Annotated in this window: 24 protein-coding genes; 11 read left to right on the top strand and 13 right to left on the bottom strand. The window is 72.1% G+C overall.

Annotated features, from left to right (window positions below):
• The first annotated feature begins 116 nt into the window (after nt 1-116).
• Complete coding sequence (gene cutA, locus H288_RS0101715; protein ID WP_020090864.1) at nt 117-470, top strand: divalent-cation tolerance protein CutA; 354 nt, start codon at nt 117-119, stop codon at nt 468-470.
• A 331-nt stretch (nt 471-801) separates the two neighbouring features.
• A complete protein-coding gene (locus tag H288_RS0101710; protein ID WP_026604572.1) occupies nt 802-1,413 on the top strand; it encodes a hypothetical protein in 612 nt (203 codons plus the stop codon).
• A gap of 45 nt (nt 1,414-1,458) precedes the next feature.
• Here the strand turns inward: H288_RS0101710 and H288_RS0101705 are convergent, their stop codons facing one another.
• The 4 genes from H288_RS0101705 to H288_RS0101690 form a co-directional block, all read right to left on the bottom strand.
• The gene (locus H288_RS0101705; RefSeq protein WP_020090862.1) at nt 1,459-2,595 is read right to left on the bottom strand and encodes a glycosyltransferase; all 1,137 of its coding nucleotides are present in this window, start codon (nt 2,593-2,595) and stop codon (nt 1,459-1,461) included.
• 67 nt (nt 2,596-2,662) lie between these two features.
• The gene (locus H288_RS0101700) at nt 2,663-3,421 is read right to left on the bottom strand and encodes a lysophospholipid acyltransferase family protein (protein ID WP_020090861.1); all 759 of its coding nucleotides are present in this window, start codon (nt 3,419-3,421) and stop codon (nt 2,663-2,665) included.
• Nucleotides 3,422-3,516: 95 nt separating this feature from the next.
• Entirely contained in the window at nt 3,517-5,046 is a 1,530-nt protein-coding gene (gene crtI / locus H288_RS0101695; RefSeq protein WP_020090860.1) for a phytoene desaturase family protein, read from the bottom strand.
• Between the two features lie 97 nt (nt 5,047-5,143).
• Complete coding sequence (locus H288_RS0101690; RefSeq protein ID WP_020090859.1) at nt 5,144-5,992, bottom strand: type 1 glutamine amidotransferase; 849 nt, start codon at nt 5,990-5,992, stop codon at nt 5,144-5,146.
• 197 nt (nt 5,993-6,189) lie between these two features.
• Between H288_RS0101690 and H288_RS0101685 the strand changes: the two genes are divergently transcribed.
• Both H288_RS0101685 and H288_RS0101680 read left to right on the top strand, forming a co-directional pair.
• On the top strand, nt 6,190-6,504 hold the full coding sequence (locus H288_RS0101685) for a hypothetical protein (RefSeq protein ID WP_020090858.1): 315 nt from the start codon (nt 6,190-6,192) through the stop codon (nt 6,502-6,504).
• Nucleotides 6,505-6,559: 55 nt separating this feature from the next.
• Entirely contained in the window at nt 6,560-7,060 is a 501-nt protein-coding gene (locus H288_RS0101680) for a cache domain-containing protein (RefSeq protein ID WP_020090857.1), read from the top strand.
• A gap of 26 nt (nt 7,061-7,086) precedes the next feature.
• Here H288_RS0101680 and H288_RS0101675 read toward each other — a convergent pair whose 3' ends face one another.
• The 7 genes from H288_RS0101675 to croR form a co-directional block, all read right to left on the bottom strand.
• Nucleotides 7,087-8,295: an ABC transporter permease gene (locus H288_RS0101675; protein WP_020090856.1), complete on the bottom strand. Its 1,209-nt coding sequence runs from the start codon at nt 8,293-8,295 to the stop codon at nt 7,087-7,089.
• The gene (locus H288_RS0101670) at nt 8,292-9,269 is read right to left on the bottom strand and encodes an ABC transporter ATP-binding protein (protein WP_020090855.1); all 978 of its coding nucleotides are present in this window, start codon (nt 9,267-9,269) and stop codon (nt 8,292-8,294) included. Before H288_RS0101670 ends, H288_RS0101675 begins: the two co-directional genes overlap by 4 nt.
• A gap of 4 nt (nt 9,270-9,273) precedes the next feature.
• Nucleotides 9,274-9,693 carry a DUF2141 domain-containing protein gene (locus tag H288_RS0101665; protein ID WP_020090854.1) on the bottom strand — a complete coding sequence of 140 codons (420 nt, stop codon included), beginning with the start codon at nt 9,691-9,693 and terminating at the stop codon, nt 9,274-9,276.
• Nucleotides 9,694-9,737: 44 nt separating this feature from the next.
• Nucleotides 9,738-11,327: a phytoene desaturase family protein gene (crtI, locus tag H288_RS0101660; RefSeq protein WP_026604568.1), complete on the bottom strand. Its 1,590-nt coding sequence runs from the start codon at nt 11,325-11,327 to the stop codon at nt 9,738-9,740.
• A gap of 232 nt (nt 11,328-11,559) precedes the next feature.
• Nucleotides 11,560-12,561 carry a helix-turn-helix domain-containing protein gene (locus H288_RS0101655; RefSeq protein WP_020090852.1) on the bottom strand — a complete coding sequence of 334 codons (1,002 nt, stop codon included), beginning with the start codon at nt 12,559-12,561 and terminating at the stop codon, nt 11,560-11,562.
• A 186-nt stretch (nt 12,562-12,747) separates the two neighbouring features.
• The gene (locus H288_RS0101650; RefSeq protein ID WP_020090851.1) at nt 12,748-13,575 is read right to left on the bottom strand and encodes an RNA methyltransferase; all 828 of its coding nucleotides are present in this window, start codon (nt 13,573-13,575) and stop codon (nt 12,748-12,750) included.
• Between the two features lies 1 nt (nt 13,576).
• Nucleotides 13,577-14,050 carry a 3-hydroxybutyryl-CoA dehydratase gene (gene croR, locus H288_RS0101645; RefSeq protein WP_020090850.1) on the bottom strand — a complete coding sequence of 158 codons (474 nt, stop codon included), beginning with the start codon at nt 14,048-14,050 and terminating at the stop codon, nt 13,577-13,579.
• Nucleotides 14,051-14,239: 189 nt separating this feature from the next.
• Between croR and H288_RS0101640 the strand changes: the two genes are divergently transcribed.
• The 3 genes from H288_RS0101640 to H288_RS0101630 all read left to right on the top strand — a co-directional run bounded on the left by H288_RS0101640 (nt 14,240) and on the right by H288_RS0101630 (nt 16,764).
• The gene (locus H288_RS0101640; protein ID WP_020090849.1) at nt 14,240-14,845 is read left to right on the top strand and encodes a cation transporter; all 606 of its coding nucleotides are present in this window, start codon (nt 14,240-14,242) and stop codon (nt 14,843-14,845) included.
• A 32-nt stretch (nt 14,846-14,877) separates the two neighbouring features.
• Entirely contained in the window at nt 14,878-15,729 is an 852-nt protein-coding gene (locus H288_RS0101635; protein ID WP_020090848.1) for a metallophosphoesterase, read from the top strand.
• 141 nt (nt 15,730-15,870) lie between these two features.
• Nucleotides 15,871-16,764, top strand: coding sequence for a transporter (locus H288_RS0101630; protein WP_020090847.1), 894 nt, complete (start codon nt 15,871-15,873; stop codon nt 16,762-16,764).
• Nucleotides 16,765-16,946: 182 nt separating this feature from the next.
• On the opposite strand, the gene H288_RS0101625 is transcribed toward H288_RS0101630, so the two are convergent.
• Nucleotides 16,947-18,392 carry a saccharopine dehydrogenase NADP-binding domain-containing protein gene (locus H288_RS0101625; protein WP_020090846.1) on the bottom strand — a complete coding sequence of 482 codons (1,446 nt, stop codon included), beginning with the start codon at nt 18,390-18,392 and terminating at the stop codon, nt 16,947-16,949.
• 378 nt (nt 18,393-18,770) lie between these two features.
• Between H288_RS0101625 and H288_RS35515 the strand changes: the two genes are divergently transcribed.
• The 4 genes from H288_RS35515 (at nt 18,771) to H288_RS0101605 (ending at nt 23,784) form a co-directional block, all read left to right on the top strand.
• Entirely contained in the window at nt 18,771-18,947 is a 177-nt protein-coding gene (locus tag H288_RS35515; RefSeq protein WP_020090845.1) for a hypothetical protein, read from the top strand.
• A 102-nt stretch (nt 18,948-19,049) separates the two neighbouring features.
• Nucleotides 19,050-19,739, top strand: coding sequence for an invasion associated locus B family protein (locus H288_RS0101615; RefSeq protein ID WP_020090844.1), 690 nt, complete (start codon nt 19,050-19,052; stop codon nt 19,737-19,739).
• Between the two features lie 188 nt (nt 19,740-19,927).
• A complete protein-coding gene (locus H288_RS0101610) occupies nt 19,928-23,308 on the top strand; it encodes a hypothetical protein (RefSeq protein WP_020090843.1) in 3,381 nt (1,126 codons plus the stop codon).
• Nucleotides 23,305-23,784, top strand: a complete 480-nt coding sequence (locus tag H288_RS0101605) for an AAA family ATPase (protein ID WP_020090842.1) — start codon at nt 23,305-23,307, stop codon at nt 23,782-23,784. Before H288_RS0101610 ends, H288_RS0101605 begins: the two co-directional genes overlap by 4 nt.
• A gap of 19 nt (nt 23,785-23,803) precedes the next feature.
• On the opposite strand, the gene fliP is transcribed toward H288_RS0101605, so the two are convergent.
• On the bottom strand, nt 23,804-24,562 hold the full coding sequence (gene fliP / locus H288_RS0101600; protein ID WP_020090841.1) for a flagellar type III secretion system pore protein FliP: 759 nt from the start codon (nt 24,560-24,562) through the stop codon (nt 23,804-23,806).
• Nucleotides 24,563-24,589 lie beyond the last annotated feature (27 nt).

Below are 24,589 nucleotides of genomic sequence, written 5' to 3'. Positions count from 1 at the left end.
CGGGATCGCCTCAGGGTTCACGTCACGGCTCCAGTCTGACGAGCGAACCGCCCGGTTGACGTCCTTGCCCGGCATGCGCCTCACTCCGCGAGCACACGCGCAATTGGAGGCATAGCATGGAGCGTCCGCTCCTCGTCTACACCACCTTTCCCGACCTCGCCTCGGCGCTGAACATCGGCGAGGCGCTGGTCCGCGAGCGCCTCATCGCCTGCATCAACGTGCTGCCTGGCATGCAGTCCGTCTACAGCTGGAAGGGTGCGGTGGAGCGCGGTGCCGAAGTCGCCGCCATCCTCAAGAGCCGCGAAGGTCTGGCCGACGCGCTGGCGGTCGCGCTGAAGGCCCGCCATCCCTACGACACGCCGATCATCCTGCATCTGCCGGTCGCCGGGGCGGACGCCGACACGGCCGCCTGGATCCTGGCGGAGACGCAGCCCGGTGAGCCGTCCGAGAACGGGACCCAGGCGGACTGATCCGGCAGACTGCGCCGCGCTGCTTCCCACCCTGACCCTTCCGGCCGGTTCCGCGAGTGTGCCGGACAGGGTCCAGACGGCTGTGGACAAGCGCGCTTTGCCGTCGGTGCGGGCGCCACAATGGCTCGTCGGACACTGGTGCCATTGGCGTAGTCGTGGAGTCGAATTAAAAAGACATAAATATACGAATCTATGCGAAAAATATCCGATCTTGAATTATAGAACGAGAATTTATACTGAGCGATTGGAGTAGAAGATTGAATTCATCTGGTGTGCTTGGCTAGAAAACCTCCGTGCGTACACCGCACGCGATGCGACGCGGAGGAAAATCATGGGACGTTTCAGGAATGCAGGACGGTTGGGTTTGGTCCTGCTCGCCGCAGTCGCGGGCGCCGTGCATGCGCAAGCGGCCGGGGCACCGAAGAGCGAGCCGCTAATGACCGTCGCGCCGGCGCCGTCCGGTCCCGCCGGCCTCGCATCGGCCGATCCGCCCGCCTTGCGGTACGGTGTCCTCTATGCCGACGACAAGGGCCACAGCCATGTCCAGTATTGCGACCTGAAGAACTTCATCTTCAAGAGCTACGCGCCTCCGGCAGCGCCGCAATATGTCGGCTTTCCGCCGGGTGAGGTGACGTCGATCAAGTACGCGGTCCTGCCGGTCGGCTATGTCGGTACGTGGCACACGGCGCCGGGTCCCCAATGGGTGATCACCCTGTCGGGCCGCTGGTCCGTGGAGGCTACGGACGGGTCGGTGCTGGAGCAGGGCCCCGGCGAGGTGGAATTCAACGCCGATATGGGATCGACACCACAGGGGCCTGAGGGCCATGTCGGACACCTGACCCGGCAGGTCGGCGACGTGCCGAACGTGCAGCTCATCGTCTCGCTGAAGCCGCAGGTCGGAAAGGCCCGCTCCACCGATCCGTGCCAGCCGTCCCAGCCCTGAAGCGCGGTGCGGGCCGGCGACGCTCGTTCCGCCGGCCCGCGCGGGTCAGCCGCCGCTCACCGGATAGCTGCGGCCCTTCCAGATCGCCGCGCCGGCCCGTTCGCGGCGCAGGAGCACGTTCCACTGGATCGCCAGGGCCACCGCGACCGCCGCGGGGTGGAGCGGGATCGTCGCCCACGGGGCCCGGACCGCGACGGTGACGGCCGTTCGGGTCGCCAGGGACAGGCCGAGGGCCAGGGCGGCCGGGGTCAGGGCGGAGGCCGGCAGCAGCCCGAGCAGCCCGGCCAGGACGAGGAGCGGCGGCAGGATCTGACCGCAGCCGAGGAGCAAGGTCCAGATCGGAAGGGCGCGGGGCGTGGCCATGCCCTCGTGGGCGTTCTTGGAGAAGCCGGCCCAGGCCTGGGCGAAGCCGTCGTACATCCGGCAGGTGGCCAGCGCGGCGGCGGCCACGAGATCCGTCCGGTAGCCCGCGGCCCGGAACAAGCGGGGCAGGCGGACTCCGTCGTGCAGGGAGGTGCGGATCGCGCCGTGGCCACCGGTGGCCGCGTAGGCCCCCCGATCCATCAGGATCAGTTGACCGCAGGCCGCGCCGAGCGACGGGTCGGACAGGCGGCGCATCAGTGGCACGGGCAGGAAGCCGAGGAGCAGGAAGTCGATCATCGGCACCGTCAGCATCTCACCCACCGTGTCGGTCCGCTGCCGGGGCACGCCGCTGACGAGGGCCGCGCCGGTGCGGCGAGCCTGCGCCGCGAGGGCGGCGGCTGCCCCGGCCTCGAGGCGCACATCGGCGTCGATGAACAGCAGGTGGTCGCCGCGGGCGAGCCCGGCCATGTGGCTGCAGGCGTGGTTCTTGCCCGTCCATCCGTCGGGCAGGGCCGGCACCGGGACGAGACGCAGGCGCGGGTCGCCGACGGCGCGCACGATCTCGGCGGTCGCGTCGGTGGAATGGTCGTCGCCGACGATCACCTCCACCGGGACCGCGGCGCTGGCGAGCGCCGCCCGCACGGTGGCGTCGATGTTGCCGGCCTCGTTGCGCGCCGGGATCAGGATCGAGACGAGACCGGCCCCGGCCTCCACCGCGGGCTGGCGCAGGACCGCGAGATTCACCGCCGCCAGGATGGCCGGCAGGAGGGCGGTGGCGAGGCAGAGGTACGCCAGGGCCGTGAGGATCGAGTCGGTCATCGTCTGCGCCGGCAGGGGAGCGCGCCACGATAGGGGATCGGGCGGGATCTGGCGCGCGCGGGCGGTCTCATCCGGCGCGATCCTGGCCGCCCGCGGCGCGGTGCGCCGGATCGAACCGGCGGCCGGAGAGCCGGGCCGACAGGCGCCGCCACAGGTCGTAGAGGCCGCCGACGCCCTTCCGGCCGGAAACCAGCGTGCGGAAGCGTCCGGGCTCCCGGCTGATCACGTCGGCGCTCAGGCGGTCGAGGGTTCGGGTCAGTTCGGATTCAAGGCGCGCGAGGCGCTGATCGCGCGGGAGCGCGGCGAGTTCGGATCCGGCGATCCCCGGCCCGAAGGCCGCGAAGGCTCCCGCGCCGCGCTCGTCCCAGAAGGTGTACTCGACGGCGAGCGGGACGAAGAGCGCGTCGGGGGCGATCTCGGCGAGCCGCGCGACGCCGGGACGGAGGGCCAGCGGCCGCGCGCGGGCATCGGCGAAGCGGCCCTGCGCGGTGATCCAGAGCATGCCGTCGGGGGCTCCGAGGATCGACCGTGCGGCGGCCAGGAACTGCGCCGCCCCGCGCGGGCTGTCGAGGTCGACGCCGAAGGCCCCGATCCGCTCGAAGATGCGGTAGCGCGCCAGCATCGCGGCGTCGAACGGCGCGCGGCTCGCCCGCTCCGGATAGAGCCGGCCGCCCAGCACGATGATCAGCGCGGCGTCCCACCAAGCCGGATGGTTGCAGTAGACCACGATCGCGCCGGGATGGTTCGCGTCAGGTGGCGTGCTCCAGAGGGGCAGCCGCAGGGCGTCGAGGTGGCGGTGCAGGTATCGCTCGAACCACGCCACCATAAAGGCGCGGATCCGGGGCGAGACCGAGGGCAGGGGGGCGCCGTGCGCGCCTCTCGCGCCCCCCGCACCGGGGGGCGGAGATGGCGGCGTCGCGGTCACGCCGAGGCGCGCAGGGCGCCGCGCGCGTCCTGGTCATGCGCGTCGGCGGCGATCCAGCCCGACATCATCACCATCGGCATGCCGGGCCCCGGATGGGCGGCGCCGCCCGCGAGGTAGAGGCCGCGCACCTGCCGCGACCGGTTGCCGGGCTTGAACGCCCCCATCACGCGCCCGTGGGAGGCTAGGCCGTAGATCGCGCCGTTCAGGACCTTGTAGCGCTCGTGGATGTCCTGCGGCGTGAGGTGGCGCTCGACGACGATACGCTCTTCGAGGTCCGGCATGCCGGCGGTGCGCTTGAGCTTGTCGAGGATCGTGCGGCGGTAGTTCTGGAACAGCGGCCCGTCCGGACGCCAGTCGTGGTGCGGCCGCAGATACGGCGTGTGCACGAGGACGTAGAGCGCCTCGCCGCCCTCGGGCGCCACGCTCGGATCGGTGGAGGAGGGAGCTGCCAGATAGGCGGTGGGGTCCGGGGCAGGCTCGCCCTTGTTGTAGATGTAGTCGAACTCCTCCTCCGGGTCGCGGGAGAAGACGAAGTCGTGGTGGTTGAGGTGCTCGTAGCGCTTGTTCAGGCCGAGATAGAGCACCACGCCCGAGCAGGCCGGTTCGGGGTTCTTCTTGGCGTAGGCCTTGGCGGCCTCGCCGCCCACGAGCTCGCGGTAGGTGCGGACCGAGTCCATGTTGGAGATCACGGCGTCGTAGGGCGTGACCCCCGCGGCCGTCCGCACGCCCCGGACCGCGCCGTTGGCGGTCTCGATCCCGGTCACCTCGGTGTCGGTCTTGCACGTGGCGCCGAGTTCCTGGGCAAGCTTCGCCAGCCCCTCGGCGACGGCGCGGGTGCCGCCCATCGGGTACCAGACGCCGTCGGCCGTCTGCATGTGGGCGATGGCGCAGAGCACCGCCGGCGCGCCGTAGGGCGAGGAGCCGACATACTGCACGAAGTGGTCGAGCATCTGCGCGAGCCGCGCGTCCTTGACCTTGCCGCGGATCGTCGAGGCCACCGAGGCGTGCATGCGGAGTGACAGTACGTCGCGCAGCGTGCCCGGGTTCATGTTGGCGCGGATGTTGATCGTGTCGAACAGGTCCTCGACCGGCTTCCAGAAGAAGAATTTCTCGGACACGCCGTGAAGATGCTCGGAGATGGTGATGAACTTCTTGTAGCCCTCGCCGGTGCCGGGGGCGAAGCGCTCCATGTCGCCGGCCATCCGCTCGACGTCCTGCATCAGGTCGATATGCGTGCCGTCGTCGAAGAAGCAGCGCCACTGCGGGTCCAGGCGGCGCAGGTCCATGTAGTCGTGGACCGAGCGGCCGGACTCCGCGAAGATCCGCTCCAGCACCCGGGGCACGGTCAGGATCGTCGGCCCCATGTCGAAGCGGAAGCCGCCCTCGTGGAGCACCGCCGCCTTTCCGCCGAGCCAGCCGTTCTTGTCGTAGACCGTCACGCGGTGGCCCCGCGCGGCGGCGACGCACGCGGCGGCGAGTCCGCCGAGCCCGCTGCCGATGACGGCGACCGTGGAATCCTGGCTCATCCTGCTGGCTGGCTCCCCGGGCCGAGGAAGGCGTGGCCCGCAGAGCGAAGCTAGACCTGGGGCCGGGCGGGTCAACGCGCCACCCGGTCGCGGTCGCCTAGTGGCGGCGCTCGCCTGTGGACAGGCGCGCCAGGAAGTTCCCGATCTCCCGCCGGCGGAGCCCGGCCTCCAGCACTTCGGGCCCGACGCCGTGACGCCAGGCCAGGCGGCGCGCGGTCTCCGGGTCGTGGCCCTGGAGCGTCGCGACTTCGTCGGCATAGGCGGCCACGGCCCGCGAGTTCTCGGCGAGTCCCGCCTCGACAATGGCGGTGTCGCAGAGGCGCAGCATCGCGGCCAGCTCGTCGAGGTCGAGCTCGGGATGATACTGCGTTCCCCAGAACCAGCCGCGATCCCGGCGGATCTCGAGGGCCTGGATGCCGAGAACGCGGTTGCCGGCGAGTACGCGGGCGCCCAGGGGCGGCTCTAGGACGGCGTCGGAGTGGATCGCCGGGGCATCCCAGGTCGCCGGACGGCCGGCCAGCAGAGCGTGAGTCCGGCCCTCCTCGGTCGGGGTGATCGCCCGGGCGAAGCCGTATTCCGGCCCGCGGGGATTCTCGGCGGCGCGCCCGCCCGCCACCGTGGCGGCGACCTGCACTCCCCAGCACGAGCCGAAGACCGCGCGCCCGGCCTCGAAGGCCGCGCGCATCAGGTCGAGCTGCCGGTTCACGGCCGGCGTGCCCTCCGAGACCTTGAGGGTCGAGCCGGTGAAGATCAGGCCATCGAACTCCGCGAGACCCGCCGGCAGGGCCGCGTCGGCGTCGGCGGCGTTGACGTGCCGGCAGACGGAGCCCGGCGCGAGGTCCCGCACCACCGCCGCGTAGGACTCGGCCGAGGTTCGTCCGGTGGCCGCGACGTGGCGGTCGCGGGCAGCGCGATCGTTGCCGTCGGCGATGAGCAGGCGGAGCATGCGGGATACCGGGGAGCGCGGCCGTAGCGGAGGCGCCTCTATGTCGGTGCACACCGCGTCGCAGGAACGGCGCGGATCGTCGCGGGAGGCGGCCGCTGAAATCTGGCCCGACTCCTCCAAACGGGTGATGCGCCCCGCGAGGCCGGGTTTACCCCTGCCGTCTCGGACTCCGAGGAACGATCAGCGCGGAGGACAGGATGCCAGATCTCGCCGAGGTGGAGCTCTACTGCGCGGAAGCCCGGGATATCCTCGCTCACGCGGAGAACATCGTTGCCGACCTGGACCGGAGAGGTGCCTGCGAGGGGCACTGCCTGATGGCGAACCAGGGCCTCGCGGCGCTGCGGAACCTCGACCGCATCATCGAGCGGCACCGCAGGCGGCTGGCGTTCCTGGCCCTGCCCAACGCGGTCGGCCCGTCCCCACCTCCGTCCCCTCCGCGGAAGCGGAACTGGCTGCTCTTCCTCCGGCGGCGCGGCGGGTACGCGGGCCATGGCATCGAGGCGCATTCCTAAGGCTTCCCCGGAGGATCGGGCGAGCCACGCGAGGCGCGCAGATCCCCGCCTGCCGGTGACGCGGCGGTGCGACGGCCTGTCGAGAACCCTGCTGGTCGGGATCGTGCTGCTCGTCCTGGGGTTGGCCATCCCGGCCACCGCCCGGCGAGCACCCCCGCCGTTGCACCAGGCGGCCGAGATCGAGGCCCTGGTCAACAGGGCGGCCGACATGCTGGAGGCCGAGGGCGCGCGGGCGTTCGACGCGTTCCGGCGCAAGGGGAGCACCTGGCGATACGGGGACGTCTACCTGTTCGTCGTCGACCTGCGGGGGATCGTCCTCTTCAACGCCGCCCATCCGAATCGCGAGGGCCACGACCTGCTCCACGAGCGCGACGCCGACGGGAAGCAGTTCCACCACGATTTCATCGACGCCGTCACGCGGTTCGGGGCCGGATGGGTCGACTACATGTTCCCGAAGCCCGGCCAGTCGGCGCCGAGCGTGAAATGGAGCTACGTCTGCGCGACGCGCGTGGCCGGCGTGGAGGCGCTGGTCGGTGCCGGCGTCTACGTGGAGTAGCGCCGTCCGGGTCGGGACGCCGGGACCTAGGCCGTCCGCCGCGCCGCCAACGCGAGGGCGAACGCGAGACCGGCCAGGGTCAGCGCCGCCAGGACGCCCAGGGCCGGGGCCGCGGCGGAGAAGCCCTCGCCCAGGGCGCTCTGGTAGGCCTCGATCGCCCAGGCGTTCGGGGTGAGCCATCCGGCCTGCTGCAGCCAGGGCGGCATCAGGAACCGCGGGACCATCGAGCCTCCGACCGCCGAGAGCAGCAGCACCCCGAAGGTCGAGGCGAGATGCGCCTGCTGGCGCGAGGCCGCGAGCGCGCAGGCCGCGAGCGCCAGACCGGCCGCCATCGCGGAGACCAGCAGGCAGGCGGTTAGGAAGGCCGGCCAGTGCGGACCGATCTCGACGCCGTAGAGAAGCGCAGCGGCCAGGAAGATCAGTCCGGCCTGGACGAGCCCCTGCAGCGTCAGGAAGGCGAACTTTCCGAGCACCACGACGGGCAATCCACCCGGCCCGGCCATCAGCCGCTCGGTGAGGCCCGTCTCGCGCTCCTCGACCAGGGACATGGCGCCCTGCATGGCGGCGAAGAGCAGGAACACCGCGGTGATCGCGCCGGCGTAGTAGCTCACCCGGGCATTGGCGGTCCCGGACGCGGTGCTGCGGCGCTCCACCAGGGAGGCGAAGCTGAACGGTTCCTTCTTGGCACGCTGCTCGGCGAAGGCCTCGTCGAGGAACCGGCGCTCGTCTGGACCGATCTTGCCCGTGCGCTCGACGTCGGCGACGACCCGCGACAGGACCACGTCGGGCAGCGCCTCGTTCAGGACCCGCTGGAGCTGGCCGAGGGCGATCGGTGTCGCCAGCGCCTTGGCGGGGTTCTCGACCAGCACCACCGGCTGGTCCGCGGAACCGGGCGCGGCCTCAGCAGGGGCGGCGATCAGGTCTCCACGCAGGACCAGCGCCACGTCGACCTCGCCGGCCCGCACCGCCTGCGCCACGGCGTCGATGTCGGGCGCGGGCAGCCGCGTCACCCGGAGCGAGGGATCGGCCGCGAGCGCGTCGGCGAGGCGCTGTGTTGCCGCGGTGTGGACGAGGTCGGCCAAGCCGAGATGGATGCGGATCCGGTCGCCGATCGCACCGGAGAAGATCGCCGCGAAGATCGAGAAGATCACGGTCGGCAGCACGAAAGCCATCACCAGCGCGGCCCGGTCGCGCAGGAGGGTCAGGAGCATCACCCGGAAGGCGGCAGCGATCATCCGGCGGCCCCGACCCGGAGCGGGGTGGCTTCGGGATCCGTCAGTTCCCGCGGGCGGAGGGCGTCGAGATAGAGCGTCTCCAGCCGCGGCGCCCGCACCCGGATCTCGGCCACCGGCACGTTCTGGGCGCGCAGGGCGCCGAGCAGCGCCGCGCCGTCGAGGCCGGCCCGTTCGACCGACCGCCAGACGAGGCCGCCAGCCTCGGCGGGCACGAAGCCGGCCCGGCGCAGCACGCCCTCGGCCTGTCCCGTCACCGGGCCGGTGAGGCTCAGCTCCCGCTCGGGCGCGCCCGTGCGCAACTGCGCGAGCAGGTCGGCGAGACGGCCGGCACGCACGACCCGGCCCTGGGCCAGGAACGCGACCCGGGAGGCGAGGCGTTCCGCCTCGGCGAAATCGTGGGTGGCAATCAGGATCGCGGTGCCGGCGGCCTTCAGGCGATCGAGCACCGCGTGGATCGCGGCCCGCGCGGCGAGGTCGACGCCGCTGGTCGGCTCGTCGAGGAGCACCAGCCGGGGCCGGTTCATCAGGCTCGCGGCGATGTTCACCCGGCGCCGGTACCCGCCCGACAGGACGCCGACCGGGCGCCGAGCCACGTCGCCGATGTCGGCCATGGCCAGGGCGGCCTCCACGGCCGCCTTCCGGTCGCGGCGGGAAACCCCCGCCAGCTGCCCGAACACGCCGAGATTCTCCGATACGGTCAGCCGCGGATAGAGGGCGATCTCCTGCGGCACCCATCCGATGGCGCGGCGGGCCTGTCCCGCGCGGTACGGGTCCGCTCCGGCCACGCGCACCGAGCCCGCACTGGGCGCGAGCCGCCCCGCCACGAGGCGCATCAGCGAGGACTTACCGGCCCCGTTCGGTCCAAGCAGCGCCAAGGTGTCGCCAGTGCCGAGGTCGAGATCGACCTGATCCAGCACCCGTCGGCCGCGGAGGTCGAGGCCGACGCCCGCGAGCCGGACGAGGGGGGCGTCCATCGGTTCACCGACCCGGCAGGGCACGGCCGAGGCGCACCCGTACGGCGGCGCCGGGCTCCCGGAGGGCGAAGGCCGCCTCGGCGAAGTCGGGTCGCGCTCGCCGCCCGACGGCCCCCGAGAAGCCGTAGGGCTCGAGCGGCAGGCCGAGGCCGGTGCGGTCGAGGCGCCCGTTGCCGTTGGCGTCCTGGTAGGCTGCCACCGCGTAGGTTCCCGGCGGGACATCCCGGAAGGTGAACCGCGCCCGGTCAGTGGTGGCCGGCGCGTCGTCCCCCCTGAGACACGACGTCTCCGAGAGACCGCCCTGACAGAGCGCGACGCGCACCTGGCCGCCCCCGGGCTCGATGCCGTCGACCTCGACCTGGACGGCGGCGGCCCATGCCGGCACGGCCGCGGCGCAGAACCAGGCCGCCACGGCAACCGTCACGCGTCCTCTCGGCCTCCGGAGAAGGCTCCGGTCGGTCGCCGCGCTCACGAGGCCTCGCTGGAGGTGGCCAGCGGGGCGGTGTCGGGGATGCCGGCCGCGGCGGCGGCGCGGGCACCGGCAAGCTCCTCGATCAGCAGCCGGGCCGATATGCGGGCTCCTTCGTAGATCACCGGCAGGCCCGAGCCCGGATGGGTGCCGCCACCGACGATGTAGAGCCCCGGTCCGAAACGATTGTGCGGCCGGAAATACAGCATCTGCATCAGGTCGTGGGCGAGGTTGAAGGTGGCGCCCTCGTGGACGGCGAAATCCTCCTCCCACTGGGTCGGGTCGATGATCCGCTCGTAGCGGATGCGGGACTCGAGATCGTCGATTCCGAGGAGCTTCAGCCGTTCCAGGACCAGGGCGCGGTAGGTCTCCCGCATCGCCGCCCAGTCGATCCCCGCCTTCAGGTTGGGCACCGGCACCAGCACGTAGAGGGCTGTGTGTCCGGGCGGCGCCATGCCGCCATCCGTGTAGCCCGCGTGCTGCACGTACAGGGACGGCTGCATCGGCAGCGTGCCCTCCGTGATCTCGCGGATGTTCTTCTCGTAGCCGTCGGCCAAGAGGATCGTGTGATGCCCGAGGCTGTCGGGCATTTTCCCCTCGAGGCCGAGATATAGCATGAAGGTCGAGCAGGAGAGCCGAGCCTTCCGGATCTTGGCGTCGCGCCAGCGCGGCCGGTGCCGCTCCGGGACGAGGGCGCGCACGACCTTCGCGAAGTCACCGTTGATCAGCACCGCGTCGGCGTTGAAAGTCTCGCCGTCCGCCACCAATCCAGTGGCGCGCTTGCCGTCGAACAGCACCTCCTCGACGTTGCTGTTGAGCCGGAGGTCCACGCCCATGCGGCCGGCCAAGCCCGCCATCGCCTCGGAGACGGCGCCGCAGCCGCCCACCGGGTGATAGACCCCGTGCTCGTATTCGAGGAACGACAGGATGGTGAACAGGCTCGGGCACCGGAACGGCGACATGCCGAGGTACTTGGTCTGAAACGAGAAGGCGAGGCGCACCCGCGGGTCGGCGAAGTGGCGCTTGAGGTCTCGGTCCACGCTCCGGCCCGGATGCAGGTAGGGCAGGGCGGCCAGCATGGCCGGGCTCGCCATGCTGCGCAGGGTGTGGAAGGCCTGTTCCAGGACCGGCTTGAAGTAGTTCAGCTTGGTCCGGTTCTCGGAGAAGAAGGCCTTGACGTTCTTGGCGTCGTCCGGCGCGAGGCGGGCGACCTCGCGCTCCAGGCGCTCGACGTCGCCGGTCGCGCGGATCGTTCCCGAGATCCCCTCCGCGCCCTCGAACACGAGGTGGTACTGCGGGTCGAGCCGCTCGAGCTTGACGTGGTCTTCCAGCCGTTCGCCGCAGCTCGCGAAAATATCCGCAAGAATCTGTGGATAGAGGAAGAACGTCGGGCCGATATCGAACCGGTAACCGCCGGGAGCCTCGACGGTCTTCGTCCGACCCCCGACCTGCGGGTCCTTCTCGAAAATGGTGACGTGGATCCCGGCCCGCGCGAGCAGTAGGGCGGCGGCCAGTCCGCCCGGTCCGGCCCCGACCACGGCCACCCGGCGTCCGGTCAGCGCCCGCAACCCATCCCCAGACTGAAGCAACGTCCCCGACTCCTCACAGAATCCCGATACCCCGTCCAGCCAAGCTAGCTTCGCATCATCGCGCGGCAATTGCAGCCGTTTGTCGCGCGCACAACGCTGTATACGATCATACGGTGGATACACATCCGCAAGGTTTCTCGACGCGAGCCGCGTCGCGGACCGCCCGTGGCCTCACCGGCGGCCTCGCCAGCGCCGGATCGCGTGTCGGGCCGTCCTCGGTGGAGCGGGCGCGTCAGCGCTGGCCCAGACGCTCGTACCAGGCGTGGGCCTGGGCGGGCGTCCGCTCGAACGTCCGGGTGCCGTGGGGCCTCCGCGTCTGGCGCCATTCCCGCGGCGTCACCCCGAATCGAGCGCGGAAGGCGCGGCTCAGGTGGGCGGGATCCTTGAAGCCGTGCTCGCTCGCCAGGCGCACGAGCGCCCGCGTCTCGAGCGGATCCTCCAGGGCGATCCGGATCGCCTCCAACCGCTTCTCCCAGACGCGGTGCATGACGCCGCCGACGTTCTGGAAGGCGCGGTACAGCACGGTCCGCGAGACGCCCACCCCGTCGGCGAGGCGGTCCGGCGATAGGTCGGGCGAGGCCAGGTGGAGATCCATCAGGCGCTCGACGAGGGCGACGAAGCCGGCATCCAATTCCGGGCCCTGCAGCACGTCCGAGGCCGCGGACGGATCAAACAGGCGGCGGACGAAACCGGTCAACTCACCCGCGATCGCCGGCTCGTCGTCGGCGGTGGCCGTCGGCAGCCGGCGGTACAGGGCGTGCAGCCGGGCGACGAGCAGACGGTTCCGCTCCCTGTCGAGGAAGATCGGGATCCGCTCGACCGCGCAGTCGGCCAGCAGGCGTCGCGGGATGGTCAGCCCGATCGCGCTGGAGCTCACCCCGCGGGCATCGAGTTCCCGGCCCATATTGGCGGCCATAATCCGGTTGCGCTGCTGCACCACCGGGCTGCCCGCGACGTCCCCGGACAGGCCACCCGACACGTAGAGCATGAACGTGAAGTGATCCGGCGTCGCCGCGGCGTGGCGGCGATCGCGGACCATGTGCTGGGCCGAGAAGACCATCCGGCTGGCGAGGATGTCCCCCAGGACCGTGCAGGACGGGTTCCCGCGCGGCACCGGAGCCCCTTTGATCTGCTCGATCCGAACGATGGGTGCCATCAGATCGCGCCAGGCGGCGAAGGCCTGCGCGGGTTCGAGGGGATCGGTGTTGAAGTGAAGCGTCGGGAGACTCGACATGCGATCCGGCGCGGCGTCGTGACGGTCTTGAGATCTCAGCTTGCGCACACCCGCGCGCGGCGTCGAGATGTCCATGTGTTGCAGGCGGACGATTGTGTGCCGGCCCTATTTGGCGGCGTCCGCGCGGAGAATACTGAGTTCAGGAAACGGCCGGCCTGGGCGAAGGGAGCTGTCGTCGCGGCGCGTTCACGTCCTGCCGAGGCGCCCCTGGCCGTGCGCGATGGTGTAGAGGGCGACGCCCGCCGCGGTGGCGACGTTGAGCGAGTCGAAGCCGGCGGCCATCGGGATCCGGATCGGACGCGACCGGGCCAGCGTCGCCGCATCGAGGCCGGGTCCCTCGGTGCCGAGGATCAGGAGCGCGCGCGCCGGGACGTCGAGCGTGTCCAGAGTTTCGGTCGCCCCCGGGCTGAAGGCCAGCGGCTGGAGATCGAGGGTTTCGGCGAGCCGCAGCCAGTCCTGCCCTTCCGGCAGCCGCGCGAAAGGCTGGATCAGGGCGGCCCCTGCGGAGACGCGGATGCTCTTGCGGTAGAGCGGGTCGCAGCTCGCCCGGTCGAGGAGCACGGCGTCGGCCCCGAAGGCCGCCGCGTTGCGGAAGGCGGCGCCGACATTGTCGTGATTGGTCAGGCCCGCGAGGCCGACCACGAGGGCGGGGGCGGGCGGCGGCGGTACGAGGTCGGCCGCGCCGGGCTCCGGCCCGCGCAGGCCGACCGCGAGGACCCCGCGGTGGATCGGGAAGCCCGTCACGGCGCTCATCACCGCCTTCGAGGCGCCGAACACGGGCGGCGGCTCCGCGGCGGCGGCGACGTCGGCGGCGAGTCCGGGCCAGCGCTCAGGCGCGAGGAGGATCGATTCGGCGCGGAAGCGGCTGCGGCGCCCGAGGAGCAGCCGCAGGGTCACCTCGCCCTCGACGATGAAGCGCCCGGCGCGGCCCACGAGGTCGCGCTCGCGCATCCGGGTGTAGGGCTCGAGGCGGGGATCGTCCGGGTCGGCGAGGAGCTCCGGGACCGGAGTCACCTCAGCCCTGGGACCGGTCGGAGCGGTTCGCCAGCGGGTCGGCCTCGGCCTTGGTCGGCACCTTCACCAGGGCCTCGCCGTCGAGGACTGTCTCACCGCCCACCGAGCACTTGCAGGCGAGGCGCGCGCGCCGCCGCTCAGGCATGAGTTCGGCCACCGTCACGGTGACGTCGACGACGTCGCCGATCCGCACCGGGGCGCGGAAGTTCAGGGTCTGGGAGATGTAGACGGCGCCGGGCCCCGGCAGGCGGGTGCCGAGCACCGCCGAGATCAGCCCGGCCGTGTAGAGGCCGTGGGCGATGCGTGTGCCGAACGGCGTGCGCGCGGCGAAGTGCTCGGACAGGTGGATCGGGTTGCGGTCGCCGGTGATCTCGGCGAAGCCCACCACGTCCGAGGAGGCGATGGTCTTCGAGAGGGTCTCCGACAGGCCGACCTCGAGATCCTCGAAATAGAGCACGCGCAGTTCGGGCAGCATGACGCGGCAGACCTCCGGTTCCGGCCGGTCATTCGTCTCGTGCAGCCGGCTCCGGCAACGGCGTCGCACGATCCCGGCGGCGAATCCACCCGGACAAAGGCGTAACGGCGTCGAACTTTCTTGAGCCGCGGACAGGCTTTTCTCAACGGCCGCTCGACAGCGCCGCGCGCGTCGGCGAAGAGGCGTCCCGTGATCGCCGATGATGCGCCCCGGCCCGCGCCGCCCGCCCTCCGCCCGATCGTCGCCCGCGTGGCGGCGCTCAACCTCGGCTATTTCGGCATCGAGATCGCGGTGGCGCTCGCCATCGGCTCGGTGGCGCTGATCGCCGACAGCCTCGATTTCCTCGAGGACGCGGCGATCAACCTGCTGATCTTCGCGGGTCTCGGCTGGAGCGCGCGCAACCGCGCCCGCCTCGGGACCGCCATGGCGGGGATCCTGCTCCTGCCGGCGCTGGCGGGGGCCTGGGCGGCCTACGGCAAGATCGCTGACTTCACCGCCCCCGCGGCACTGCCCCTGACCCTCGCGGGGCTCGGGGCGCTCGCCGTGAACCTCACCTGCGCGCTCATGCTCGCCCGGCACCGCTCCGGCTCGGGCAGCCTGACCCGGGCGGCCTACCTCTCGGCGCGCAACGACGCCGTCGCCAACCTGGCGATCATCGCCGCCGGTCTGGTGACGGCCCTCCACCCGTCCCCCTGGCCCGACCTCGTGGTGGCGGCCGGGATCGTGATCCTCAACGCCGACTCGGCCGCCGACATCCTCAAGGCAGCCGCGGCCGAGCACAGAGCCGCGCGGTAGCGGTCCCGAGCGGCGACACGGCAGCGACCATCATGCGCATCTTCCCCATCTCGGACCTGCACCTGGAGCGGCGTCCCCTCGACCGGATCGCGCCGCCCGCGGAGCCGTTCGACCTGCTCGCCTGCCCAGGCGACCTCCACGAGGGACATCCCGAGCGGGGGCTCGCGGCGCTGCTGCACCTCGCGCAGGGACGGCCGATCGTGCTGGTGCCGGGCAACCATGAGCGCTACGCGCCGACCGGGGACCGGCGGACCGCGCCGGAGCTGATCGCCGCCCTCGAGGCCGAGGTCGGCCGCCTCAACGGGCTCGGCGCGCGGATCCATCTGCTCCAGCACGCGCGGAGCTGCGTCATCGACGGTGTCCGCTTCGTCGGCACCACCCTGTGGAGCGACTGGACCCTCGCGGGGCGCTGGCTCGCACCGGACGCGCCGAACCGGCCCGACGATCCGGTGGCCTACGCGGCGTCGCGCATGACCGACCCAGTGACGGGCTCGCGGGAGTATCTCGGATCGATCCGCAAGGCCGACGGCAGCCCCTGGCAGCCGGCGGACGCGATGGCGGAACACCGGATCGAGCGGGCGGCCCTGCACGCGGCGCTCCGGACCCCGCACGACGGACCGACCGTGGTGGTGACCCATCACCCGGCGAGCCCGCTCGCGGCCGACCGCTTCCAGGACGCGCCCGGCGTCCCCTGGTGGGTGCCGGCCTTCTACGCCAGCACGGCCCTCGACGACCTCGCGGAGGCCGAGCGGCCGGAGCTGTGGATCTCCGGGCATTTCCACGCCGGCCACGACCTGCGGATCGGCCGTTGCCGCTGGATCTCGAACCCGGTGGAGGGCACGACCTACCGCGGCGACTTCGTCGTCGAAGTCGAGGGGCGGTGATTTAGTCCCCTCGCCAAGAGAACGGTCTGTCGACGCCGTGCGATCGCGCACAGCTTGGCCGTAACGGCGGGATGCTGTCGGAGTGAACGCCCGTCAAACCCTGATCGGCCCCGAATGACGGGGCTCAGGTTCGGGGTTTTCATGGCCGGATTTAGCCTGACGTCACGTTGGGTCGCGGCGGCGGCTCTTGCCGTCTCGGCCCCGATCGCCGCCGCGTCGACGGCCACGACCGCGCGGGCGGCGTCCGCGGCGCAGCCGGGACAGACGGTCGGCCTGCCGGTGGGCGACCAGCTGCCGGTCGGCCTGTATTTCGTGAACCTGTCGAGCTTCGGCGTGCGCGGCACGCTCCCGCGCGACTCGTCGACCAACGTCAACCTGCCGACCTTCGCGTGGGCGACGCCCTGGGATGTTGCCGGTGCGCGCCTGCAGTTCTTCTTCACCCAGCCGGTCGCGGCGGCGAGCAGCCAGGGCGCGCCCTATCAGAGCGGCGTCGGGCAGCAGCTGCTGGCGGCCCAGCTCGCCTGGGACCTCGGCGGCGACGTCGGCTTCAGCTACCTGTTCGGCGGCTACCTGCCGATCCAGACGCGGTTCCTGACGCAGTCGGCCTCGCTGACCCACCGCTTCGCGCTGAGCTACACCGGCCAGGGCTGGAACCTCACGGCGAACCTGCTCTACGGCGTCTTCCTCGACACGCGCTCGCCCAGCGGCACCCTCTACCCGGACTACATGAACCTCGACCTGACCATGACGAAGAAATTCGGCTCCTGGCAGATCGGCGCGGTGGCCTTCGGGTCGACGGACCTTCCTACCGGCGTGGCGAGCTACCGTCCGCAGGGCCAGATCGCGGTGGGCGGTCTCGTCGGCTACAATTTCGGGCCCGTGAACCTGCAGGCCTACCTCACGCACGACGTGGTCGAGCGCAATTACGGCGGCCGCGAGGTCCGCGGCTGGCTGCGCGCGATCGTGCCGCTGTATCAGGACAAGAACGAGGTCGAGCCGGGCCGCACTCTCGTGACGCGGCGGCAGGCCGAGTAGCCGAGCCGGCTGAAACTGTCCGGGCCGGTGTCATCCCTGGCATAGGCCGCGGGGCCGGGCGGGGGGCCGTACGAACGGGGCCTCCGAGATCGTCGCATCTCGGAGGCCCCTTCGTGCGTCCAGGACGGCGCCGCCGATCCGGCGCGGATTCGCGCCCCGACTGACGGGGCGCGGCGGAAGCCTCAGCCGTGCACCAGCACGTTGCGGAACTGCCAGGGATCGCTGGTGTCGATGTCCTCCGGGAACAGGCCCGGGCGGTCGGTGAGCGGCGTCCAGTCCGTGTACACGCCCACGACTGGGCCGAGATACGGGGTCTGGACCTCCAGGCAGCGGCGGAAGTCCATCTCGTCGGCCTCGACGATGCCGGCCTCCGGATTCTCCAGGGCCCAGACCATGCCGGCGAGCACCGCCGAGGTCACCTGCAGGCCGGTGGCGTTCTGGTACGGGGCAACCCGGCGGGTCTCCTCGATGGAGAGCTGCGAGCCGTACCAGTAGGCGTTCTTCGCGTGGCCGTAGACGAGCACGCCGAGCTCGTCGATGCCGTCGACGATCTCGGTCTCGTCGAGGATGTGGTGCTGCTCCTGCACCTGCGCCGCCTTGCCGAACATCTCGTGGAGCGACAGCACGGCGTCGTCGGCCGGGTGGTAGGCGTAGTGGCAGGTCGGCCGGAAGACCGGCTTATCGCCCTCGCGCACCGTGTAGTAGTCGGAGATGGAGATCGCCTCGTTGTGGGTGACGAGGAAGCCGAACTGCGACCCGGCGGTCGGCACCCAGGTGCGCACCCGCGTGTCGGCGCCCGGCTGCAGCAGGTAGATCGCGCAGCGCGACCCCTTCTCCTGCTCGCGGGCGTTGGCGGGCTTCCAGGTCTCGTGCGTCCCCCAGCCCAGCTCGGCCGGCTGGTTGCCCTCGGAGACGAAGCCCTCGACCGACCACGTGTTCACGAAGACGCCCCGCGGCTTCGGATTCTTGGCGCGCTGCGTGTCCCGCTCGGCGATGTGGACGCCCTTCACGCCCAGATCCTTCATCAGGGCGGCCCACTCGGCCTTGGTCTTCGGCTCGGGCCGCTGCAGGCCGGTATCCTGGGCGATGTTCAGGAGCGCCTGCTTGACGAACCACGAGACCATGCCGGGATTGGCGCCGCAGCACGACACGGCCGTGGTGCCACCGGGCTTCTGCGCGCGGGCGTCGAGGATGTTCTCGCGGAGCGCGTAGTTGGTGCGGTCGCCCTGGCTCTTGGTCTTGTCGAAGTAGAAGCCCGGCCAGGGCTCGGCCACGGTGTCGATGTAGAGGGCGCCGAGTTCGCGGCAGAGCTCCATGATGGCGCGCGAGGAGGTGTCGACCGACAGGTTGACGCAGAAGCCCTGGCCGCCGCCCTCGGTGAGGAGCGGGGTGAGCACGTCGCGGTAGTTCTCCGGCGTCAGGGCCACCTTCTCGAAGCGCAGTCCGTGCTTCTCGGCGAGCGGCCGGTGCGTGTCGACCGGGTCGATCACGGTGAAGCGGGCGCGGTCGTACTCGAAATGGCGCTCGATGAGCGGCAGGGTGCCCCGGCCGATCGAGCCGAAGCCGATCATCACGATGGGGCCGGTGATGCGGCCATGGATCGGGTGACGCGTCGGCTGGTCGGTCATGCGGGATATCCTCGTCTGGCGGACGCCGGGCGCGTCCGCTCATCTGGCTCGCGGGCGGGTTATGGCGCGCGTGTGACAGTGCGGCGACAGGCCCGCGCCGCCGGAGCGGTGCCGGAGCGGTCCAGGGTCCGAGTCGCCGGAAACGCGCTCAATGGCGGCTTGCCCGTCGCCGGTCAACCGCGCCCGCGGAACCCTTCGTTAACGTCCCCTTACCCGAAAGTCGCGCGGAGTATGAACTCAGCGCATGCGTCCCCCATCATCTGTCCAGTGGCAAGCTCGGGACGCGGGCCTCATATTGCGATGCAGCAAGGTCGCGCAGAGGGCCGCAGAAACTTGGGGAGCTTGGAAACGCCCGGGACCTCGCACCTGGAGTCCGTCATGCTCGCGCTCATCACCGCCCGGATCCCCGGCCCTGCCGTCGAGACCGCCGATCGCGATCCCGGCTTCCTGACCCTCGTCTTCGCGGTCGCCCGCACGCTGCGCGTCGGCGCGGAGAGTGCCTTCGCCCGCCGCTGCGCGCTCGCGCGCTCGATCGGTGGCCCGAATCCTCTCTGAGACGCGCGCAACCCACCGGCGCCGCCTCCGGCGATTGCGTCGCCCCGGCTTGGGCATTAGGCGGCACTGCCGCCCAATGGCTCTCCGGGGGATCGTGATTCCATGTCGACATTTCGTGCGCTTCTGCGTCTCAGCCTGATCGCGACGTCGCTTGCGGCGGTCCCGAACCTGGCGGCGCGCGCGCAGGATGCCGAACCCGACGCCGCTCCGGCCGCCGAGGCGCCCGCGAAGCCGAAGCCCAAGCCGCGGCCGAAGCCGGCTCCCCACAAGGCGGCCAAGCCTGCCGAGGCGGCGAAGCCCGAGGAGGCCGCCACGCCGGCGGCCGCTGCGGCGCACGCCGTGTGGCCCGCCGGCGCCAGCACCGTCAGCGAGAGCTACGGCGACTGGACGATGACCTGCACGCGCCCGAGCGACAAGGTCACCTGCATCGTGGCCCAGTCCCAGGGCGATTCGCGGACCGGCCGGCGCAAGTTCGGCTTCGAACTGCAGACGCCCGCGAACGGCCGGGCCGAGGGGATCGTGCTGATGCCCTTCGGGCTCGCCATCGAGCCGGGCGTGACCTTCAAGCTCGACGAGCAGACCCTCGGCAAGGGCGCCCCCTACACGACCTGCAGCGCCGAGGGCTGCATCGTGGCGATCAGCTTCCCGACGCTCGCCCTCGACGGCATGCGCACCGCCAAGGCCCTCACCGTGACCGGCGAGAAGGCGGGCGGGACCGAGCCGGCCACCGTCACGGTGCCCCTGACGGGCTTCTCGCAGGCCTTCGATCGCGCCGTCGCCCTCGGCGGCTGAGCCGCGCGGCGGCCCGCGGCCTTTTCCGGTTACGGTTAAGCCAGCGTTAGCCGCGGTCGAGCAGGATCCCGCCGAGAAGTGGCGCCGCGCGCCGCGGTCCCTCGGGTGCCGCGCGCCGGGTTCGGATCGGCGAGGCGATGGGATCGGTGGGCGGGCGACCCCGGAACGGTCGAGGACGCGGCGCGCGGGTGCTGACCGCGGCGCTGGCGCTGCTCGCCCTTCTGGCAGGGATCGCGCCCGCGCTGGCCGCGCGGCTCGTCAGCACCAAGGGCAGCGAGGTCGGCACCGGGGCCGGCGGCTACGGCCGGATCGTGCTCACCTTCGACAAGCCGGTCGCGGTCAAGGCGAAGCTCGCCGGCGGCGTCCTGCTCCTGAGCTACGGCGAGCGGGTGGCGCCCGGGCCCGAGCACCTCACGGACGAGATGCCGGCCTTCATCGCTAGCGTCCGCCGCGATCCCGACGGCACGGGGCTCCGCCTCGCCCTGCAGCGCCCTTACCGGGCCAACGTCCAGTCGGCCGGCGAGCGCGTGTTCGTGGACCTGCTTCCGGAGGGGTGGTCCGGCCTCATGCCGCCGCTGCCGGCCGAGGTGATTGCCGACCTCGCCCGCCGGGCCCGGGCGGCCGAGGAGGCGCTCAGGGCGCGCACGCCGGAGCCGGTGCGCCGGGCGCTGTCGCTCGAGCTCGCGCTGCTTCCGACCCTGACGCGGCTGTCGCTGCGCCTCCCCGCGGAGGCCGTCTCCACGGTGACCGCCGAGGGATCCGTGACGCGCGTGCGGGTGATCGGCGCCTGGACGATCGATCCGAGCGGCACCCGCGGCCGTCCGCGCCCCGGAATCGCCAAGCTGGCGACGGAGACCGACACGAACTCGGCGAGTCTGCTGATCACGCCCGAGGACGGGTTCAGGATCGGCACCGAGCGCGAGGACGGCGCCATGTACGTGGACGTGGTCCGCCCCAAGCCTCCGGAGCCGGCCGCGACCGCCGTCGACGTGCCGGGTCCCGCCGCCGCGAAGCAGGCGCCGCCGCTGCCGGTCGCGCCGCGCCCGGCCCAGGTCAGTGCGCCAGTCACTGCGCCAGTCACGGCGCCCGTCGCTGCGCCAGTCACTGCGCCGGCGGTCGCGCCGCGCCCCCCCGAGCCGCCGCCGACGCGCCGGGCCGGCGGCGGCTTGCTCTTCCCGTTTCAAACCCTCCCGCCGGCGGTCCTGTTCGAGCGCGGCGGGATCGCGACGCTGGTCTTCGAGACCGCCGAGCCGGTGGTCGTCCCGCCGGCGAGCCAGGGCCTCGCGCCGATGGGCGCACCCGCCCGGACGGGGCCGCTCACGGTCGTGCGGTTCCCGGTTCCGCCGGGTCGGCTCGTCGATCTCAACGCCGTCACCACCGGGACCGGCGTGGCCTGGGAACTCTCGGCGGGCAGTGCGCTGAGTCCGAGCGACACGATCGATCCCGTCCGCAAGCCCGATCCGTCCGGCCGCATCGCCGTCACCCTGACGCTGCCGCATCCCGGATCGGCGACGTGGCTCGCCCTCGACGATGAGCGGATCGCGGTGGTCACGTCGGCCGCGCAGCGCCCCGTCGGCAATCCGAAGAACCGTCGCTTCGTCGATTTCGAGATCCTGCCGAGCCGGCACGGCCTCGCGGTGCTCGCCGGCGCCGACGATCTGGCGGTGCGGCCCGAACTCGACGGCGTCTCGATCGGCCGCGAGGGCGGACTCGCCGCGTCCATGGCGGCGCGCAAGCCGGACGTGGCGCTCGTCGACGCGGGGGCCCTCGCGATCGCGAAGGAGCCCTGGGAGCGCGCCAGGATGGGGAATGTCCGCGCGACCCTGCGCGGCCTCTTCGACGCGGCCGTCGCGGCGACGCCGACCGAGCGCGGTCCGGCCCGCTTGGCGCTGGCCCGCGCGGATCTCGCCAACGGCCTCGATTACGAGGGCCTCACCGCACTGGAGATCGCGGCCGCCGACGATCCGCTCCTGGCCATCCAGCGCGACACCGCCGTCCTGCGGGGCATCGCCCTGGTCCGGATCGGCCGGAGCGCGGAGGCGCTGAAGGCCCTCAGCGTCCCGCTCCTGAGCGACGATCGCGAGGCCGCCCTGTGGCGCGCGATGGCCTCGGCCGGGGCGGGCGACTGGAAGACGGCGGAAACGGGCTTCCTCAAGGTGCTGCCGCTGGCCGACGGCTATCCCGCGGACGTCGCGCAGACGATCCGGGCCCGGGCCGCCGAATCGGCGATCGAGAACGGCGATGCCGAGACCGCTGCCGCGCGCGCCGAGGCCGAGCGCGACCTGCCGCCCTGGATCCGCGACCGGCTGGCGATGGTCCGCGCCCGCGTGGCCGAGGCGACCGGCCAGACCGAGGCGGCCCTGGACGCCTACGCGCGCCTCGACAACTCGGCCGTCCGCCCGGTCTCGGTCGAGGCCGCGCTGAGGGGCGCGCTCCTGGCGCAGGCCTCCGGCAAGCTCGCGCCCGACGCCGCCATCGAGCGGCTGGAGCGGCTCGCCCTGACCTGGCACGGGGGCCCGGTCGAGGACGGCATCACCGCCGGTCTCGCCCGCCTCTATCTCGCCGCCGGCCGGTGGCGCGACGCTTTCACGGTGGTGCGCCGGGCCAACGTCTTCGCGCCGAACGCCCCAGCGACCGCGGCGCTGGCGCGGGACGCGCAGACGGCCTTCGAGAACCTCTACCTCACCGACAAGGGCGACAAGCTCTCCGGGATCGAGGCCGTGTCGCTTTTCTTCGATTTCCGTGAGCTGAGCCCGATCGGGCGGCGCGGCGACGAGGTGGTGCGCCGTCTGGCCGACCGCCTCGTGACCCTCGACCTCCTCGATTCGGCCGCCGACCTGCTGCAGTACCAGATCGACAACCGCCTCACCGGCCCGGCGCGATCCGCGGTGGCGGCGCGCCTCGCGACGGTCCGGCTGATGGACGACAAGCCGATGGAGGCTCTGAAGATCCTCGACGCCACCGAGCTGCCCGAGCTTCCGGGCGAACTCAAGCGCGCCCGCGGGCTGGTCCGCGCCAGGGCCCTGTCGGACCTGACCCGCACCGACCTCGCGCTGGAAACGATCGAGGACGAGAGCGGTCCGGATATCGAGCGTCTTCGCGCCGACATTTACTGGGGCGCGCGCCGCTGGCGCGAGGCCGGGGAGGCCCACGAGGCCCTGCTGGGCGATACGTGGCAGTCCGGCCAGCCGCTGGACGATCAGGCGCGCGCCGACATCGTGCGCGCCGCGATCGCCTACGATCTCGCGCACGAGGCCGTGGGCCTGGAGCGGCTGAAGGCGAAATTCTCTGAGGGGATGGCGGCGAGCCCGGACGCCCGCACCTTCGCGCTCCTGACCGGCACCGACCCGACCCGGGCACCGGGCTTCCGGGACATCGCGGCGCGCGCCACGAAGGTCCAGACGCTGTCGGCCTTCCTCGCCGAGTATCGCAAGCGCTATCCGGATGCCGCCGCGCCCGCGCGCGGTCGACCCGAGGCGCCGGGTGCAGGCGGCGAGGCGCCCGCCGCCGGTGCCCAGGGCGGACAGCAGCAGAGCAGCGCCGGGACACCCGGCGCGCCGCCCGGGTGAGCGCGGCGGTCGTCGTCGACCCGGACGCCTTCCTCGAGACCGAGCGCGGCCGCGTCTGGACGCCCGAACGGAACGCCGAGGCGTGGCGGCTGGCCCTCGCGGCGCTGCGCGCGGCGCTCGCCGCGGACTCGGTCGAGCGGCTCGTGGTCGTGTGCGGGCTGCAGGGGGCCGGCAAATCGACCTGGATCGCCCGGCAGCGGCCCCGGCTCGGCCGCGTCTACTTCGACGCCGCCTTGCCCGGCCGGCGGCACCGTGCGCCGATCCTCGCCATCGCGCGAGCCTGCGGCGTTGCCGCGGAGGCGGTTTGGATCCGCGCGCCGCTCGCGGTCGCCCTCGAGGGGAATCGGCGGCGCGCCGCCGACCGACAGGTTCCCGAAGAGAGCATCCGCTCCGTCGACCGTCTGTTCGAGCCGCCGTCGCGCGCGGAGGGCTTCGCGGCGGTCCGGATCGTCGACGCGACGTCCCGCGCCGGCTGACGGCCCGGCACGGCCGCCGTCAGCCGCCGTAGCTCTGGACCAGGGAGCCGGCCACCAGGGTCCAGCCGTCGACCAGCACGAAGAAGATCAGCTTGAACGGCAGCGCGACCGTGGCCGGCGGGACCATCATCATGCCGACCGCCATCAGCACCGAGGCGACCACGAGGTCGATGATCAGGAACGGGATGAACAGAAGGAAGCCGATCTCGAAGGCGCGGCGCAGCTCCGAGATCATGAAGGCCGGCGTGACGATCTCCAGGCCGACATCCTCGGGGCCCTTCGGTGTCGGCACCTTGGCGAGGTCGAGGAACAGCTTCAGGTCCTTCTCGCGGACGTTGCGCAGCATGAAGGTCTTGAACGGCGCCGAGGCGCGCTCGAACGCCTGCGCCTGCGTGATCCGGCCGGCGATCAGCGGCTCGATACCGGCGCTGTAGGCGGCGCGGCCGGTCGGGGCCATCACGAAGGCGGTCAGGAACAGCGCGAGGCTGACGAGCACCGCTGTCGGCGGCGCCGTCTGGGTGCCCAGCGCCGACCGCAGGATCGACAGCACGACGACGATGCGGGTGAAGGCCGTGGCCATCACCAGCACCGAGGGGGCCACCGCCAGGACGGTGATCAGCGCCACGAGCTGGAGGGCGCGCTCGGTGGTGCCGCCGGCACCGAGATCGAGGGTGACGCTCTGCGCGAGGGCCGGACCGGCGGCGAGCACTCCGCCGGCCAGCGCGACCAGTGCGGCGAGCGCGACCGGCGGCAGGCGCAGATTCGGGACCTGGCGCATCGGGCGTGTCGGCACGGGAAGGTCTCG

This window comes from Methylobacterium sp. 285MFTsu5.1 (assembly GCF_000383455.1).
GTDB lineage: Bacteria > Pseudomonadota > Alphaproteobacteria > Rhizobiales > Beijerinckiaceae > Methylobacterium.
Note: the sequence above shows the minus strand (reverse complement) of the source record. Positions and strands in the feature narration are given on the sequence as shown.